Consider the following 16363-nt stretch of genomic DNA (forward strand, 5'->3'; position numbering starts at 1 on the left):
GTTATTCCTCCCCTTCCTTCTTGTTTACTTTGATTCTTGGATCGATTATTCCGTAAGCGATATCCACGAGAAAGAGCATGATGATGAGGAATGAGCTGTAAAATACGGTTGTTCCCATAATGACCGGGAAATCCCGATGATTGATGCTTTCCACGAAGTATTTCCCCATACCCGGGATGGCAAAAATTTGCTCAATGACGAAGGAGCCAGTCATAATCCCGACAAGTAATGTTCCCATAATGGTGATGACTGGCATGAGCGCATTCCTGAGGGCATGTTTCACAATGATTTTCCAAGGGGCTAGTCCTTTTGCTTTGGCCATCTTTATATAATCCTGCGTCAATACTTCAAGCATCGTTGATCTCGTAAGTCTGGCGATAATTGCCATCGGACCGGTCGCAAGCGCCAACACCGGAAGTACCATATATAGTGGGCCTTGCCATGTCGCTACCGGGAAAATGCTCCAGTTAACGGCTAGTTGTTGAATTAATAATGTCGCAAGTATGAAGTTTGGAATCGAGATTCCGAGAACAGCAATCCCCATCGCAATATAATCGATTATCCGGTTATGCCGGAGTGCGGCGAGTATCCCAATCGCAATTCCAGAAATAAGCGCAACGATGATTGTTACAAGTCCGAGTTCTGCAGAGATAGGAAACCCTCTTCCTAATAAATCATTTACCGTCTGGTTCGGCTGTTTGATGGACGGACCGAATTCTAAGGTGATGATTGATTTTAAATAAAGGACATACTGGACGGCTATAGGTTGATCGAGATTATAATGCTTCTCCAGATTCTGCTGTACAATTTCATTCGAGCTGCTTTCACTGTTGAACGGTGAACCTGGAACCGACAACATTAATACAAAGGTCAACGTGATGATGATCCACAACGTGAACAGCATCATAAGCAATTTTTTTAAAATGTATTTGAACATGGGCTCCAACTCCCGCGCAAGAGCTAGGCTCTAGTTTTGTCTAATACACTATATGCTTGTACTTCTATATAAATGAATGCTTGTTTCGGGCCAGCGAGTAATTTCCGTTTACTTAAAACGTTTTTGGGAAAAATATAACTATAGACTATTTAGGAGGGTTAAGAAATGTCACATGTACAACATCAAGAATTGATCGAGACACTGCATGAATGCGTGATGGCATGTAACCATTGTTTTGATGCATGCTTGAAGGAAGATGACGTGAAAATGATGGCGGAGTGCATCCGCTTGGACAGGGAATGCGCGGAAATCTGCGCCTACTTTGAACAAGCTTTAGCTAGGGACACACCATTTATATCTGAAATTGCTGCTCTTTGTGCGAAAGTATGTGAGGCATGCGGAAATGAGTGTAAAAAACATGATCATGAACACTGCCAGAAATGTGCTGAAGCTTGTTTCAAATGTGCGGATGCTTGCAAAAAGATTGCATAATCAAAAAAGCTGGAGACATTAGGTTATCAAGCTATGAAAAAAGAATGGGAAGGGGTCGGAAAATGATTATCCAATGGAAGTAATATTTTTTCACAATGAATGATATATATGGTTCGTTTAAAGATGAGGAAAATATGCCGCAAGCGGATGTACATTGCTATTTTCAGCAATCGGATTATCTTGTTGAGGCAAACAAGCCATTAACGCTCCATAAAAAAAGTAAAACCCTTTGCATCGACCTGCATAAATCAGAGGACCAATTGCGGAAGGAGATGAACAGAACAACTCGATATCAAATCAACAAGGCTGGAAGAGACGATTTACGTGTCCGTTATCTTACGGCTCCTTCAGAAAAAGACGTCGAAGAGTTTGCTTCTTTCTTTAACCCATTTGCGGCCGCCAAAGGAATTGAGCTCTGCCGCAATGATAAGGTTGCAGCACTTAAAAAGAATGGAAATCTTGTCATCAGCTATGTTCACCATCAAGATAATCGGATACTGGCCAGCCATCTTTATATCATCGACGGCAATCGTGCGACCATGCTGTACTCTTGTTCAGGGCGTTTCGTCGAAGAAGATATCCCGCCGCTGCATATCGGACGCGCAAACCGTTACTTACACTGGAATGATATATTATTTTTTAAACAAGCCGGTTATCAAGTGTATGACTTCCTGGGCCTGTCAATCAATGAAAAAAATGAAGAAGAGCAAAATATAAATAAGTTCAAAAAAGGATTCGGCGGAAGAGAGGAAACCAATTATCAGAGCTTCGTACCCCAGACAAGGAAAGGAATGCTCATGTTATTTCTCTTACGTTTCAAATGGCGTAATCAATTGGAGCTGGTGAGAAGAAGCGAGGCTTTAGTCGGGAAACAAGAGCATATCTTGCATAAAAAACACACGTAAAATAAAATGGGCACCCTCTAACTAGGTGCCCTATTCCATTATTCACCTTAATGCTTCCTACCTTCAAATCAATAGACTCGGTGCTAAACAAATAAGAAAGATGAGAACCGATGGGTACAAGACGACTTTTATGATGGAATCTCCTTTGACACGAAGCACATCCAGCGGGTTCTTTGCCGGCGCATGAATCCAATTGGCAAGACGTTCCCATCTACTCCTTTTTAATGGAATATCTGGTGCTCTCACCTGAAACTCATCCAATTTATTTTTAAGCTCATCCGGAAATTCACTTTTACTCTTACTCATTCGCCCACCTCCAACATTTTCCTTAACTTCTTTAACGAAGCATGCAGACGCGATTTCACTGTACCTAAAGGGATGCCAAGAATCTCGGATATTTCCTTTTGAGTTAAATCATGATAGTAGGTTAATAAAATAACAGCCCGTTGTTCAGCTGGTAATTGTTGTATTGCTGCTTGAACGGTCAGTTTCTCTTCTGTCGAGACGTTATCCCTTTGATTTTGAATATATAAGAAGGGCAATAATTTCTTCATCCGATTCCGTTTATTCAACCGGTTGATCATAAGCTGGTAGGCCATCCGAAATAAATAAGTTTTCATACTCGACTTTTTCTCATCAAAGTGTTCTTGGTATTTAGAATAGCGGATAAATGTATCTTGCACAAGATCAAAGCTCATTTGCTCATCTTGACAATATCTATAGACGAATTGGTAGATGGCAGTTTTATAAGTTACAAAAAGTGTTTCTACCGAGTACGGATCTTGCTTCTCCATATGGGAATTGATTTCCTTATTCGAATTCATCGGACCACCGCTCTTTGATTCCTTTAAAGACATATGCAATTCTTGTGACGAACCAAATAAACGTGATTAGAGAAAACACAAAGGTTTGATGAATAAAAAATTGTATCCAAGGGCTATCGATATTATCACCCCGCAACAAAAATACGAATAGGCCTGTTATACATAAAAATGTATAACTAGCAGCGATAATGATGACATAATCCCATCTCGTCCACTGGAAATAAATATCGGATTTCTTAAAGTCAATATTCCCCAATCTGTTTCGGACGACCTTTTTATTCATTGTAGCTATGATTATAACGAAAATCGCCCCTAAAATTGCAGCCACAACACTGCTTATTAACCAGCCTAACGCCATCGATTATCAAACTCCTTTTTCATCCTTTACTTTCTTATACAATAATTAGGATGAAAAGGTTCGATTATTCTTTAATTTTATTATATGTTTTCCTTGTAATTATGACTTGGACTTGGTGGGCGACGAAACAATTAGACACACCCGGCTATAAATCCGTGGAAAGTGGCTCATAGAAGAGATCTATCGGACAAAAGCGGGATTTGAGCAACATAACTTTAAAGCTCTTATATTGTTAGATTTAACTTCTTACCTTCCAAACGATACTCACAATCCGCCACATGTTCAACAAAGGTCCGGTCATGCGACACAAGAAGAACGGTTCCCTCGTAACCTTTTAAAAACCGCTCCAACGCTTCAATACAAAACACATCAAGAAAGTTCGTCGGCTCATCCAAAATCAATAGATTATATCTGTCTAAAAACAACTGACAGAGCACTAAACGAGTTGCTTCTCCCCCACTCAAATCTCTGATGTTTTTCTCCAAGTCATTACCTGTAAAACTCATCGCATGCAGAACGGAACGGATTTTACTTTCTGCGTAATCGCTATGATCTTTCATATAATCGATGACGGTTGCATCTTTCGTAAATTTATAGTCCAGCTGCTCATAAACTCCGAATACAGCTTTCGGAGAGATGGTCAGCCCCTCGCCCTGGTTCATTATATGGCGGAGTAAGGTTGTTTTTCCTGAACCGTTCTTTCCCGTGATTGCAATCGTCTTACCAAGCGGGAATTGAAAGCTCGCTTCTTCAAGTAATGTCTTTCCCCCTGCCTGCAGCTTCAAGCGTTCTGCCATGATTGGGAATTTATTATGAAGCTCAAGTGCTTTCGTTTGGTGGAAACGGATGATTTGTTCTTCTTTTGGCGCTTCGATTTCACCCAGGTGTTCGACCCTTTTTTCCAGTGCTTTTGCTGCTCGCTCGACGGATTTTTGGCTTGTGCCTTTTGATTTCGTCTCAAACATCCGATTCGCCTTTGCTTTTGTTTCCTTTTTAGACGTTCGGCTGCTGGCTTCGGTTATCTTCTCTGCCTTCTTCATCTTTTCCTCGGCCGCTTTCAAGAGGCGTGATTTCTCTTTTAGATACTTTTCACGTTCTTCCGCTTGCTGACTTCTTTCCTGTTCTTTTTGCGCGGTATAGTTCGAGTAATTTCCTGTATACTCTTTTACACGACCGTCCTCCACTTCCCAAATCTTGTTCACTAGCTTGTCAAGCACATAACGGTCATGACTTACAAGCACAAGGGCACCATAGTAGTACGTTAATTCATCAATAAAAAACTGAGTCCCGTCTGCATCAAGATGTGTCGTCGGCTCATCCAGCAGTAAGCCTTCGTGATAATCGGAAAAAATTTGTGCCAGCTTCAATCTTGTCTGCTCCCCGCCGCTGAAGTGATCAATTGAAGTCTCCGGAATCGCTAATTTCCCGATCAATTCATAATCAACTTCACTTTGCTCCGGTTCCGACAATTGGTCAAAATAGGCAAAGTCTGCATGACGATGCACCTTGCCACGTGCTGGCTGAATCATTCCAGCAAGCAACTTCAATAACGTACTCTTTCCTGCACCATTTTTCCCGACGATTCCAATCCGATCAAACTGGTGGATTGCTAAACGTTCAATTTCTACTATCGTTTGGTCAAAATAAGTTAACGCTATATTTTCTAATTCAAAACATATTTTTTCCATCTTTGCTACCTCCCGAAATTATTCTATTTCGTATCGATAGCTAGGATCGATACGAGCTCAAGTTTAGTGCGAGCTCGTATTAAAAGAATAATAACATTTGCATATAATTTTCCTCCTGTACTCCATCTTTCAGTAAAAAACGCACAAAAAAAGAAGGCAGAATAAGCCGCCTTCCTCTTGATAACAAATAACATATAAAAATGAAGATTAATGAAAAGGACAGACTAATCCCATTTACTCTGCTTAAATAAGCAAAGTCTTTGAACGTATTTAGTTACCGGTTCAAAGTTTGGAATCGTAGTCTCATTTTCATTCATTCTCCTTGACATTTAAGATTTATAGTTCCTATAATACATATTTCTATTAGAAAAATCAAATTCCCTTTATTAATCTTCCCAGATTTCCTTGGATAACTCAACGATAAAACGTAATTTCTCCCACTGCTGCTCTTCCGTTAATTTATTCCCGTGGTGGGTTGATGAGAACCCGCATTGGGGACTTAAACAAATCTGCTCCTTTGGAATATATTGTGTTGCTTCTTTAATCCGTGCTTTCAGCTCTTCCTTATCTTCAAGTTCACCTGATTTCGAAGTAACCAAGCCAAGCACCACTTGCGGCCCACCTTTAGGGATATGAGCGAGTGCTTTGAAATCCCCGGAACGCTCGTCATCATATTCCAGGAAGAATCCGTCCACTTTTTCTTTTGCGAGCAAGGTTGGTGCGATTAAATCATAACTACCACCGAACATGTATGTAGACTGGTAATTCCCACGGCATAAGTGCGTTGTAACGGTTAAATCCGCCGGTTTTTCATCTAACACTCCATTAATTACGCGGAGAGCTAAGTCAATGTATTGTTCTCTCGAGTAGCCTTCTTCTGGGAATTCCTTTTCCGGAGAAGAAAGCCCTGCAATATATACGTCATCCAATTGCAAGTAGCGGACTCCCGCATCGTAAAACGCTTGAATCGCATCCCGGTACGCTTGAATAACATCTTTTGCATAATCTTCAATATCAGAGTAAACCGTCTCATCGATCATACCAGGGTGGAACAACTGATTCGGGCTCGGAATTGTTTGTTTTGCGACTGCACGCCCATCGACGATTTGATTAAACACTTTAAAGTCCTCGATAAACGGATGGTTCGGGTTGAATGACACTTTTCCATTATTCCGAATCGTGTACTTTTCCGTTTCTACCCCTTTAAATTTATAACCATGCTCAGGAACATAACCTTCCACGCCATTTAAATGCTCAAGGAAATCAGTGTGCCAGAATCTGCGACGGAATTCTCCATCCGTTACAACCTCTAAACCAACTTCAATCTGCTTATCAACAATTCCGGTAATTTCCTCCGTTTCAATCGCATATAATTCCTCTGCTGAAATCTTGTTATTTTGAAAATCTGCCCTTGCTTGTTTAATCCGTTCTGGTCTTAATAAACTTCCAACATGATCTGCTCTGAATGGCGCTTTCGTAAGTGTTGTCATCGTACTGCCCCTTTTCGTTATATTTTTTAACTAAATAAGAAAATCCCCTTCTTTAAAATAAGAAGAGGATTCTAGTATCGTGTCTACTCTTCTTATCTTCAAGCTTATAATGCTACTGGAATTAGCACAGTACATATAAATGTCTGTTGCTGAAGCTTCACAGGGCCAGTCCCTCCACTTCTCTCGATAAGAAAATTTGCTTATTAAGTTATTAGCTATACTCTACATAGCTTTTAGATAATTGTCAACCTTTATTTAATATTCGTTTCCTCAATCGGACGTGCCCGGTAAACAATAAAGGACAAGACGACAGCAACAAGCGTAATGATAAAGATAATAAAGTAGACATGTTCTACCGCAACAACCATCGCTTGACTTAGCGATTGGGCTGACGTTGGGTCCGCAACTCCTGCCAGATAACTTGCCTGTCTGGAGTTCAGAATACTAATAAATACGGAGACTCCAATTGCACCGCTTAATGGCTGCAGCGTAGACATAACAGCCGTACCGTGTGGATATAACCGCTTCGGCAGCTGGTTTAATCCATTCGTTTCAGCAGGCATCATCGTTGCAGATACGCTAAGCATAATGAGCATAAATCCAACGATTATTACCCAAGGCGGCGTATCAGCTGTCATTCGGCTGAACATAAACATCGTCCCGGCAAGCACAATTGTCGCAGGTATCATCATCACCCGAGGACCAACTTTATCGAATAAAGCGCCCATAAATGGGCTCATAATCCCGTTTAAAATACTTCCCGGGAGCAGCAGCATTCCAGCCATTGCTGGTGCAAGAGCCATTGGTCCCTGCATGAACACCGGTAAGATAAGTTCTGAGGCAAACATCGTCATCACAATAATAATGAACATGATTACTGCATGCGTGAACATCGGCAATTTGAACACGCGCAAGTCCATCAACGGTTCTTCCAGCTTAAATTGTCTGATGGCAAAGAGAATGATTCCAATCACCCCAATGATAATTGCAGTTAAAACATCACGTGTTAAAAACCCTGCCTCACTCTCTCCAACCGAGCTGAATCCGTATATTGTTGCACCAAAACCTACCGTTGAAAAGACAATGGAGAGCCAATCGATCTTCGGTTTCGTCACTTCCGATACATTCACCAAATATTTCAAGGCAAAAAGAATCGAAAATACAGCAAATGGGAGGACAGAGATAAATAAAAATCTCCAACCCAAGTAATCAACGATAACTCCTGAAAGTGTTGGTCCGATTGCAGGTGCAAACATAATAACTAACCCAACAATTCCCATGATTTTCCCTCTTTTATGTGGAGGATACACAAGTAAAAAGACGTTGAATATAATCGGCATCAACATTCCAGTACCGACTGCCTGAATCAACCGGCCAGTAAGCAATACGGAAAATGTCGGCGCGATTGCCGCTATCGTTGTACCAATTGTAAAGACCGTCATCGTCCCAATGAAAAGCTGCCTTGTCGTAAACCATTGCATAAATAATGGAGATACTGGTATAACAATCCCCATCATTAACATAAATCCTGTTGCAACCCACTGGACAGTTGGTAGCGTAATATCGAACTCTGCCATTAATGTCGTGAGCGCAATATTCAACAGTGTCTCATTCAATATCGCGAAAAACGCCCCAATAATCAACGCCGCCATAAGCGGCAAAGTTTTGACATTTGGATCTTCTGATAGAAATTCATAATTTTTTTCTTTTGATTTGCTCATTATTTTTACCTCTAATTTTATTTTAATGTATCGTATATCTATGTTTTTCAGTTACTTTTTCACATCAAAAGAATAATAAAATCTGCAAAAAAATTCCTCCTTCAATCGTTTGTTCAAAATAAAAAATCACAAGCAGCTGCCTGTGGTTGAAAGTAAGGGATACATCTTAAATACATGGGGGCCACTAAAACTAAAAAGGAAAGACAGAACAAAGCCGCCTTTCCACCAATGCATCGAATTATCCGTAGGGTTCATTATAAAGTATATAACTATTCCATAACTTGATATAAAATTATGAATAAAGGACAGACGTATCCCAATTACTCCGCAGCACAAACAGAGTCTTTGACCATATTCAATTATTGGTTCAAAGTTAGGAATTGTTGTCTCATTTTTTCAGTAATGCTCCTTCTTCTTGTAAAAATCATTCTTATTATAATCGGTCATTCAGAATGTGTCAAGGTAGAATTCCTGCACTTTCTCAAGATCATCGACAAGCAGGTTTATTTCTTCCCGACTCAATCGGATAGGCAGTTGATCATACAGCGTAATGACGTGGCCTTCTGTATCATCTTGATGTTTTTTCAGATAATGATAAAGACTCTTTAACTGTCTTTCATTTATCGTTGTTTGTGTCCTTAGATGTTTTACCTTCTGGATCGAAAACTCATTCGCATTGCCATCAAATTCTCCAAATATAATCTCTCCTGACAGTAACATATAATCACCTCAGAGTCATTTGATCAAGCTAGTATTAATACTAGCTTAACCAAAGGGTTCGATTGTTATTAACTCAACCCCCAACACCTGATAATAAAAAAGAGAATTAGTAATTGCTTTCATTCAGCGTGAGTGTTTTGTTTTAGGATCCGCAGTCCAGACACCCCTCGCTTTCTAGAGCAGCTGATGAGTTTCCTCGGAAGAAGTTCGTCATTCAGGGATGGTGCGCAATTTTTAGTTAGCGTGCAAGGCTGTCCGGGGGCGGTGCGCAATTTTCGGTTAGCGTGCGAGGCTGTCCGGGGACGGTGCGCAATTTTCGGTTAGCGTGCGAAGCTGTCCAGGGGCGGTGCGCAATTTTCGGTTAGCGTGCGAGGCTGTCCAGGGGCGGTGCGCAATTTTCGGTTGGCGTGCGAAGAGGGATACTATTTGGTATTCTAACTAGTGCACTATTCGAGCAGGCTGAAGGATGAACTACGGATTATTCATGATTCGTATAGCCCTTTTACTTATTTCTTACCTGGTGGCTGTAAAAAAACAAACATGGCTATTAGCTGGATTTAATGAAAAAAACATTAAGAATAAATTTTTATTAGGGAAAATCACAGGCGGACTATTCTTTCTGCTTTTAGGTTTTTCAGTAATGATTCATAGCTTTATTGATTATCCACACGAAGCAACTGTTCTTGTAGTTGCGATGCTGGTTCTATTATCCATTACCTATCTAGTTATTAATAGAAAGTTGCTCGACTAATTAACGACTAGGTTAGTTGAAAGGGAACATAACGATTAATCATCTATAATACGCTATGCCCCTTCTTTTCAATTTAGGTCTTTTACTTACCGAACACTGAAATTATCAATCAGTCTTGTCTTTCCAATATGTACCGCTACAGCAACTAAAGTTTGGGTTTGAATCGTTGAAGTTGGTTGCAAGGTTTCACCATCCACTACTTTCACATATTCAATCTCTGCTTTCGGTTCAGTTTTGAGATGCGCTTTCATTGCAGCAATCAATTTCTCTGCATCTGTTTCTCCCTCTTTTACCAAGTTTGCGCCAAAAGAAATAGTATTACTTACAATCAAAGCCGCCTCCCTATCTTCAGGAGAAAGATATGTATTACGGGAACTCTTTGCCAAGCCATCTTCCTCCCGGACCGTCGGACAACCGATGACCTCCACATTCATGCATAAGTCTTTAACCATTTGCTTGATAATCGCCAGTTGCTGCGCATCTTTCTCACCGAAATACGCACGGTCCGGCTGTGTAATATTAAACAATTTGTTCACGACTGTACAGACCCCACGGAAGTGACCCTCGCGGTTTAATCCGCAGAGTTCTTCCGTCAATACAGACATATCAACATACGTAAAAAAAGCTTCCGGATACATCTCTTCTGGTGTCGGATGGAAAATAAGATCCGCTCCTAGGTTCTCGCAAATCTTACTATCCCTGTCTAAGTCATGGGGATAACTATCAAAATCCTCATTTGGCCCAAACTGCATGGGATTGACAAAAATACTAACAATCACCTTTTCATTCGCTTCCCTTGCAGCAGTAATCAGACTTCCATGTCCCTCGTGCAAAAATCCCATTGTCGGTACGAAGCCAATGGTATAGCCTTCTTCTTTCCACTTTTTCACCACATCTTTAACTTCCTTGATGGTTGATGCAATTTGCATGATACATAGCTCCTTTAATTTTCTTCCTTAATATAATTTATCAATGACCTCATCGGAAACAGTATAAATATGCTCTTCACCGGGAAAAGCTCCTTCTTTGACTTCGGTTATATAATCCTGGAATGCTTGTTGTATGATGTCCCCTACTTGTGCAAACTGTTTGACAAACTTTGGGGTGAAGTCTGAAAATATTGCCAGCATATCTTGATATACGAGCACTTGTCCGTCACAACCCGGGCCTGCACCTATTCCGATCGTCGGAATATTTATTTCCTTGGACACGATTTCCGCCAGTTTTGCAGGCACACCTTCCAATACAATCATAAATGCCCCCGCCGCCTCAACCGCTTTCGCATCCTCGATTAACTGTCTAGCTGCAGCTTCTGTTTTCCCTTGTACCTTAAATCCGCCGAATTCATTAACAGATTGCGGAGTTAAACCGATATGGCCACACACTGGAATAGATGCTTCTACAATGGCTTTAATCTGTGGGCAAACCTTTGTGCCGCCTTCTAATTTCACCCCATGCGCTCTGCCCTCTTTTATTAATCTGCCAGCATTCTGTACGGCATCATGAACGGAAATCTGATACGACATAAATGGTAAATCCGCTAAAACAAAAGCTTTGCTTGCTCCTCTAGCGACAGCTTTTGTATGGTGGATCATATCATCCATCGTAACTGGCAGTGTATCTTCATATCCAAGCATGACTTGTCCAAGGGAATCTCCGACGAGTAACATATTAATTTCAGCTTGATCCATTAACTTTGCCATCGAGTAGTCGTAGCACGTCAGCATCGTAATTTTATCACCTGCATTTTTTTGTTGCTGGAGTGATGTCACCGTATTTTTCATTCTTTGATAACCCCTTTGATTTTTTTATAGTTCCTGTCTTTATGCTTCTCCTCGGCTACTTCTAGCACCAGCCTTGATAGAGCTTTATAAACTTCCTTTTCCTCTGGTTGTAAGACTTCTAAATGATTTAAAATAGTACCAAGATCATTTCTCTCAATTGGTCCGGTCAGTGCATCCGTTGTCCCGCAGGAAAGGATATTTTCCGTATTTCCTTGAATGAGCGGCGCCAGTGCCCGGTGCGCTTTGTCTGGTGTAAAACCACAGTCAACAAGCATTTTCTCACCCAAAGCAACGAGTCCGACATATAGATTACTGACCATTGCTGCAGATGCATGGTAACGCGTTTTGTCTGCAGCCTGAATCACGGTTACCTCATTCCTGAAACGTTCAAATAAACCGGTCAGATCGTTCAGGTATTTCGCATGCCCTTCAATTGTAAAAACAGCTTTCGACAGCCCTTTGTAAGAGTGATACTTATCATGAATCGCAAAAAGCGGATGGATCGAATAACCGAACGCTTCATACCGGCTACTATCCGAAAAAACCTCCGAACTTAAAGAACCACTAAAATGACTAATGATCTTACCTTTGATTGGAAGCACTTTCAAGTTATCCCATACCTTGGTTATAGCTCCATCTGGTACAGTTATAAAAATGGCATCACTATCCTCAACGAGAAATCCAATTTCTTCATACGCTCTTGTATTGGTAAAGTTGGCTGCTTCTATTGATGATTCGAGCGTTCTGCTGTAATATCCTGTCACATTTACTTTGTGCTCGGTTAAATATTTTCCGAGGGACACTCCAACCTTCCCCGCTCCTATAAAGCCAATTTTCATAAGCACCCCCCCCAGCAAAATTTAGTCTTACGTGGTATTTCTTTTATGATAGCGAATAGTAACCTAAATAAGCAACTATCAAGCGGCAGAAATATTGAAATACTTAGATTTTATAACAACCAATAATTAAAGAAGAGAAATTTTCAACGGACATCCTTTCTTTCTAATAGCCTTGAAAAAAAAACGAGGCTCTGTCAAATCCCAATATTTTATTAATCAGAAATATGGTACTTCCAATTTTACAGAACTCTATTTTTATTTTACTCAAGCCAGAGCCCCTTATAGGGATAGTTGTAGACCCTTGTTTTAACCTTTCCTTGTTAACAAATCAATCGCTTTAATAATTTCATTAGGCTTCTGTGTGCCTATCACTACAGTTTCATTCTTTAAAAATAACTTTATCCCTTGTTTTCCGTACATAGTATATGCTTTTTCTCCCTTTAAGTTTATACGAACTCCCCAGCCTCCAAAATTGGATAAATCATAATCAATCGACTCGTAATCTTCTATATCCTTGTATAAAAAATTTCTATAATGAAAATGGAATGGCATAAATAGGACATAAATTCCATCTTTGCGAACTTCAGTTATTAACTTTATAAATCCTATCATTACCGCCGGAAAAATCACCCCGAATAAGGACCAAGCAATAATTAGAATGACATCGGGAGCTGGTTTGCTCCCAATTGGAATTCCAAATAAAATTTGCTGTATAAAGATATACCAGAATAGCAAAGCAATAAGCATGACCAATACCCATGCCCAAATTTGACGAGGTTTTTGAATTTCACGATAGATAACATGGTTTTGTTTCCTCATTCCATCCCCTTCCTTCTACGTTTTTTTGAAAACAATATTATTAAGCAATTCCGTCAAATGAATAGGAAATATTGTCTATATTTTGAATTTAGATAACATTAATGTATCACAGTCTTCGGGGTTTTGTATTAGGCTTGTTCCAAGAATGGTGATTTTTTTTTGAATTTTGATTGCTAACGATTTCTTATATTGCACCGTCTCTTCAAATGTAAAATGTTCACTACGAATATTGCTAAATCCCCCTTAAGCCTGTTTTGTCCATTTTACTTTCACTATAATTCACCTTGCTCAATCATTTCTAAAACTTCGTCTGCAGAGTATACTTCGTTATATAATATATCTTTTCTTGTTTTTCGCAGTTTCAGTTCTCACCCAGAATCTATTTCAATATCTTCTTTAACCGTGGTAGTCGATTCCTCCAAAGAAATAACCTGATATCTTTTACCGTCTAATTCAAAAGCAGAATTTTCTTCTCGGATAATATCTTTTATGACTTCTGCTGCATAACCTTCCAGTCTTTTCAAGTAATGCCACCTCCAATTTTGATTATTGCTTCTATTTAATTATATAGTATTTATCACGCCAAACCAAAGCAATTTCAGCCTTTAAGCAACAGAAGCCATTTTTTTATACAGCCTACAAGTCTTAAAAGAATATTCACTTTCTTGAATCTTTGTATTCCTTTTTTTAAACTATTTCAATACGCACCGTTTTGTTATTTTGATGAGTTGATAAAATCATCATATATGTTCATCTTTATTTCTCATCTCATAAACCTTCCTCGCGATTTCCTCCAAAATATAAATCGCCGGGATTTGTGTCGTGATATTCATATCGCCAACGGTTTCTTCTGTTATATAGTAAGAAATATTCCGATCGGATAATTTCGCAATGGTAGACTGTTCATTGTTCGTTATACTGAATATCTTACTTTTTTTCTCCTTTAATTTTTGAATATGGGAAATGGTGATTGCATTCTCTCCTGAAACAGAAAGAGCAATCGTAATACTCTTATTCAAATCAGCATTTATCGGCATAAACCAGTCTTTTAAATACATCGTGAATGTGCCTAAACTGGAAAAATACCTAGAGCCGTACTCTGCAAGCGTTCCCGAGCTTCCCATTCCAATAAAAATGACAATCTCTTTTTCCGCAATGATTCGTGCTGCGTCTTCCAGTTTAGCAAGGAATTTCTTATTTTGCGTACGCTCGAAGAACTCGGTAAGCACATACTGGCTACTTTTAATCGACTGATTCGGCTCTTCGTCGACCAACAGCTTCAACCTTACTTTAAACTCCGCAAAACCGGAGCAGCCTACTTTTCTACAGAATCGCATAATCGTTGAAGTGGACACATGCGTCTCATCCGCAAGATCCCGTATCCGCATATAAACGACCTTTTCTTTATTCTTCATGACATAGTTGTAGATGGACATTTCCAATTCATTGAACGATGAAATGATTTCATTTGTAAACAATCGGCTTTCTCCCTTCACAATTTGGTCCTCACGTTCATTATACCTTCTTATGAAACACAGTGTTACTTTTATGAAACAATTATCTTTCAGCGGTAAACAAGTCTAAAGCCTTTAACCCTCTATCTTTTTCGCTATTTCCCACCTAAACTAGAGTTGTACGTATTTTACGAGGAGGATAAATAATGAGTAAAGGACTAAAAATCGCTACAATTGGCGGAGGTTCAAGTTATACTCCAGAATTGATTGAAGGTTTTATTAAACGATATGATGAACTTCCTATTGAGGAATTATGGTTAGTAGATATTGAAGCAGGTAAAGAAAAGTTGGAGATTGTAGGAAATTTTGCAAAGCGAATGATTGAAAAAGCCGGTGTTCCGATCAAAGTTCATTTAACTTTTGATAGAAAAGCAGCATTAAAAGATGCTGACTTCGTTACAACCCAATTTCGCGTCGGATTGCTTGATGCACGTGCAAAGGACGAACGAATTCCTTTAAGTCACGGCGTACTTGGACAAGAAACGAATGGTCCTGGTGGGCTTTTCAAAGGACTACGCACCATTCCTATTATTTTAGAAATTGTGGAAGAGATGAAAGAACTCTGCCCAGACGCTTGGTTGATCAACTTTACAAACCCGGCTGGGATGGTGACAGAAGCGGTTCTGCGTTATACTAATCACAAAAAAGTTGTTGGACTATGTAACGTTCCAATCGGAATTGAAATGGGAGTTGCCGAATTACTGGATGTTGACAAGTCCCGAATCCGCATCGACTTTGCGGGATTAAACCATATGGTATATGGGATGGAAGTTTATCTCGATGGTGTCAGTGTGAAGGAGAAAGTATTGGAGTTATTAGCAGATCCAGAAAACAGTGCCTTCGTTAAAAACGTGCAAAATCATGGCTGGGAGCCGGAGTTTTTACGTGCGCTGGGTGCAATCCCATGTCCGTACCACAACTATTATTATAAGACAGATGACATGCTGCAAGCGGAACTTGAAAACTTTAAACAAGGTACAACAAGAGCTGAAGTCGTCATGAAGCTTGAGGAAGAATTGTTTGAACTATACAAAGATCCTGAGCTGGATATTAAACCGCCACAGCTGGAAGAACGTGGTGGGGCATACTATAGTGATGCCGCCGTTCGTCTTATTTCATCGATTTATAATGATAAACATGACATTCAGCCAGTCAACACGGTGAATCATGGTGCAATTGCCGACATTCCATATGACTCTGCAATTGAAGCAAGCTGTGTTATTACAAAAGAAGGACCGAAGCCGATTGTAAACGGGGAATTACCTGTTGCAGTGAAAGGACTTGTTCAACAAATCAAATCCTTTGAACGGGTAGCAGCTGAAGCGGCAGTAACAGGAAACTATGATACTGCTTTACTTGCGATGACGATTAATCCACTCGTTCCTTCTGATTCCGTTGGTAAAGAGATTTTAGATGAGATGCTTGAAGCGCATAAGGAGCATTTGCCGCAGTTTTTTAGTGAGGAGAAGACAGAAACTGTAAAAGCATAGAAAAAATAATAATTAAAAGCTGGTATGAAGA

General features: G+C 39.9%; 18 protein-coding genes and 1 riboswitch. Of the genes, 4 read left to right on the top strand and 14 right to left on the bottom strand.

Translation table 11 applies throughout. From position 1 onward, the window contains the following. Window position 1: 1 nt before the first annotated feature. Window positions 2–937 carry an ABC transporter permease gene (locus tag LZD48_RS11560; protein ID WP_235762908.1) on the bottom strand — a complete coding sequence of 312 codons (936 nt, stop codon included), beginning with the start codon at window positions 935–937 and terminating at the stop codon, window positions 2–4. A gap of 165 nt (window positions 938–1102) precedes the next feature. On the opposite strand from LZD48_RS11560, the gene LZD48_RS11565 reads away from it, so the two are divergent. Both LZD48_RS11565 and LZD48_RS11570 read left to right on the top strand, forming a co-directional pair. After that, on the top strand, window positions 1103–1429 hold the full coding sequence (locus LZD48_RS11565; protein WP_235762909.1) for a four-helix bundle copper-binding protein: 327 nt from the start codon (window positions 1103–1105) through the stop codon (window positions 1427–1429). Between the two features lie 134 nt (window positions 1430–1563). Continuing rightward, window positions 1564–2334, top strand: a complete 771-nt coding sequence (locus LZD48_RS11570) for a GNAT family N-acetyltransferase (RefSeq protein WP_235762910.1) — start codon at window positions 1564–1566, stop codon at window positions 2332–2334. 63 nt (window positions 2335–2397) lie between these two features. Here the strand turns inward: LZD48_RS11570 and LZD48_RS11575 are convergent, their stop codons facing one another. The 7 genes from LZD48_RS11575 to LZD48_RS11605 form a co-directional block, all read right to left on the bottom strand. Further along, entirely contained in the window at window positions 2398–2640 is a 243-nt protein-coding gene (locus LZD48_RS11575) for a hypothetical protein (RefSeq protein WP_235762911.1), read from the bottom strand. Further along, on the bottom strand, window positions 2637–3158 hold the full coding sequence (locus LZD48_RS11580) for an RNA polymerase sigma factor (protein ID WP_235762912.1): 522 nt from the start codon (window positions 3156–3158) through the stop codon (window positions 2637–2639). The genes LZD48_RS11575 and LZD48_RS11580 overlap by 4 nt, the downstream gene beginning before the upstream one ends. Further along, entirely contained in the window at window positions 3145–3516 is a 372-nt protein-coding gene (locus LZD48_RS11585; protein ID WP_235762913.1) for a hypothetical protein, read from the bottom strand. Before LZD48_RS11585 ends, LZD48_RS11580 begins: the two co-directional genes overlap by 14 nt. Before the next feature lie 224 nt (window positions 3517–3740). Next, window positions 3741–5204: an Msr family ABC-F type ribosomal protection protein gene (locus tag LZD48_RS11590; RefSeq protein WP_235762914.1), complete on the bottom strand. Its 1464-nt coding sequence runs from the start codon at window positions 5202–5204 to the stop codon at window positions 3741–3743. 386 nt (window positions 5205–5590) lie between these two features. Further along, complete coding sequence (locus LZD48_RS11595) at window positions 5591–6694, bottom strand: 5-methyltetrahydropteroyltriglutamate--homocysteine S-methyltransferase (RefSeq protein ID WP_235762915.1); 1104 nt, start codon at window positions 6692–6694, stop codon at window positions 5591–5593. Window positions 6695–6783: 89 nt separating this feature from the next. After that, a riboswitch (SAM riboswitch) is annotated at window positions 6784–6887 on the bottom strand. Between the two features lie 58 nt (window positions 6888–6945). Next, entirely contained in the window at window positions 6946–8415 is a 1470-nt protein-coding gene (locus LZD48_RS11600; RefSeq protein WP_235762916.1) for an MDR family MFS transporter, read from the bottom strand. A gap of 447 nt (window positions 8416–8862) precedes the next feature. Continuing rightward, window positions 8863–9135 carry a hypothetical protein gene (locus tag LZD48_RS11605; protein WP_235762917.1) on the bottom strand — a complete coding sequence of 91 codons (273 nt, stop codon included), beginning with the start codon at window positions 9133–9135 and terminating at the stop codon, window positions 8863–8865. Window positions 9136–9601: 466 nt separating this feature from the next. On the opposite strand from LZD48_RS11605, the gene LZD48_RS11610 reads away from it, so the two are divergent. Beyond that, the gene (locus LZD48_RS11610; protein WP_235762918.1) at window positions 9602–9886 is read left to right on the top strand and encodes a DUF3784 domain-containing protein; all 285 of its coding nucleotides are present in this window, start codon (window positions 9602–9604) and stop codon (window positions 9884–9886) included. Window positions 9887–9972: 86 nt separating this feature from the next. On the opposite strand, the gene panC is transcribed toward LZD48_RS11610, so the two are convergent. From panC to LZD48_RS11640, 6 genes are all read right to left on the bottom strand, one after another. After that, window positions 9973–10815 (bottom strand): pantoate--beta-alanine ligase, encoded by an 843-nt coding sequence (gene panC, locus LZD48_RS11615; protein ID WP_235762919.1) that lies wholly within the window; start codon window positions 10813–10815, stop codon window positions 9973–9975. A gap of 27 nt (window positions 10816–10842) precedes the next feature. After that, complete coding sequence (panB, locus tag LZD48_RS11620) at window positions 10843–11670, bottom strand: 3-methyl-2-oxobutanoate hydroxymethyltransferase (protein ID WP_235762920.1); 828 nt, start codon at window positions 11668–11670, stop codon at window positions 10843–10845. Then, entirely contained in the window at window positions 11667–12509 is an 843-nt protein-coding gene (locus LZD48_RS11625) for a Rossmann-like and DUF2520 domain-containing protein (protein ID WP_235762921.1), read from the bottom strand. The genes panB and LZD48_RS11625 overlap by 4 nt, the downstream gene beginning before the upstream one ends. Before the next feature lie 306 nt (window positions 12510–12815). Beyond that, window positions 12816–13328 carry a DUF6141 family protein gene (locus LZD48_RS11630; protein WP_235762922.1) on the bottom strand — a complete coding sequence of 171 codons (513 nt, stop codon included), beginning with the start codon at window positions 13326–13328 and terminating at the stop codon, window positions 12816–12818. A gap of 368 nt (window positions 13329–13696) precedes the next feature. Next, window positions 13697–13852: a hypothetical protein gene (locus tag LZD48_RS11635; protein WP_235762923.1), complete on the bottom strand. Its 156-nt coding sequence runs from the start codon at window positions 13850–13852 to the stop codon at window positions 13697–13699. A 216-nt stretch (window positions 13853–14068) separates the two neighbouring features. Beyond that, on the bottom strand, window positions 14069–14806 hold the full coding sequence (locus tag LZD48_RS11640) for a MurR/RpiR family transcriptional regulator (protein ID WP_235762924.1): 738 nt from the start codon (window positions 14804–14806) through the stop codon (window positions 14069–14071). Between the two features lie 182 nt (window positions 14807–14988). On the opposite strand from LZD48_RS11640, the gene LZD48_RS11645 reads away from it, so the two are divergent. After that, a complete protein-coding gene (locus LZD48_RS11645) occupies window positions 14989–16332 on the top strand; it encodes a 6-phospho-beta-glucosidase (protein WP_235762925.1) in 1344 nt (447 codons plus the stop codon). Window positions 16333–16363 lie beyond the last annotated feature (31 nt).

The sequence above is a fragment of the Oceanobacillus alkalisoli genome, assembly GCF_021556485.1.
GTDB lineage: Bacteria > Bacillota > Bacilli > Bacillales > Amphibacillaceae > Oceanobacillus > Oceanobacillus alkalisoli.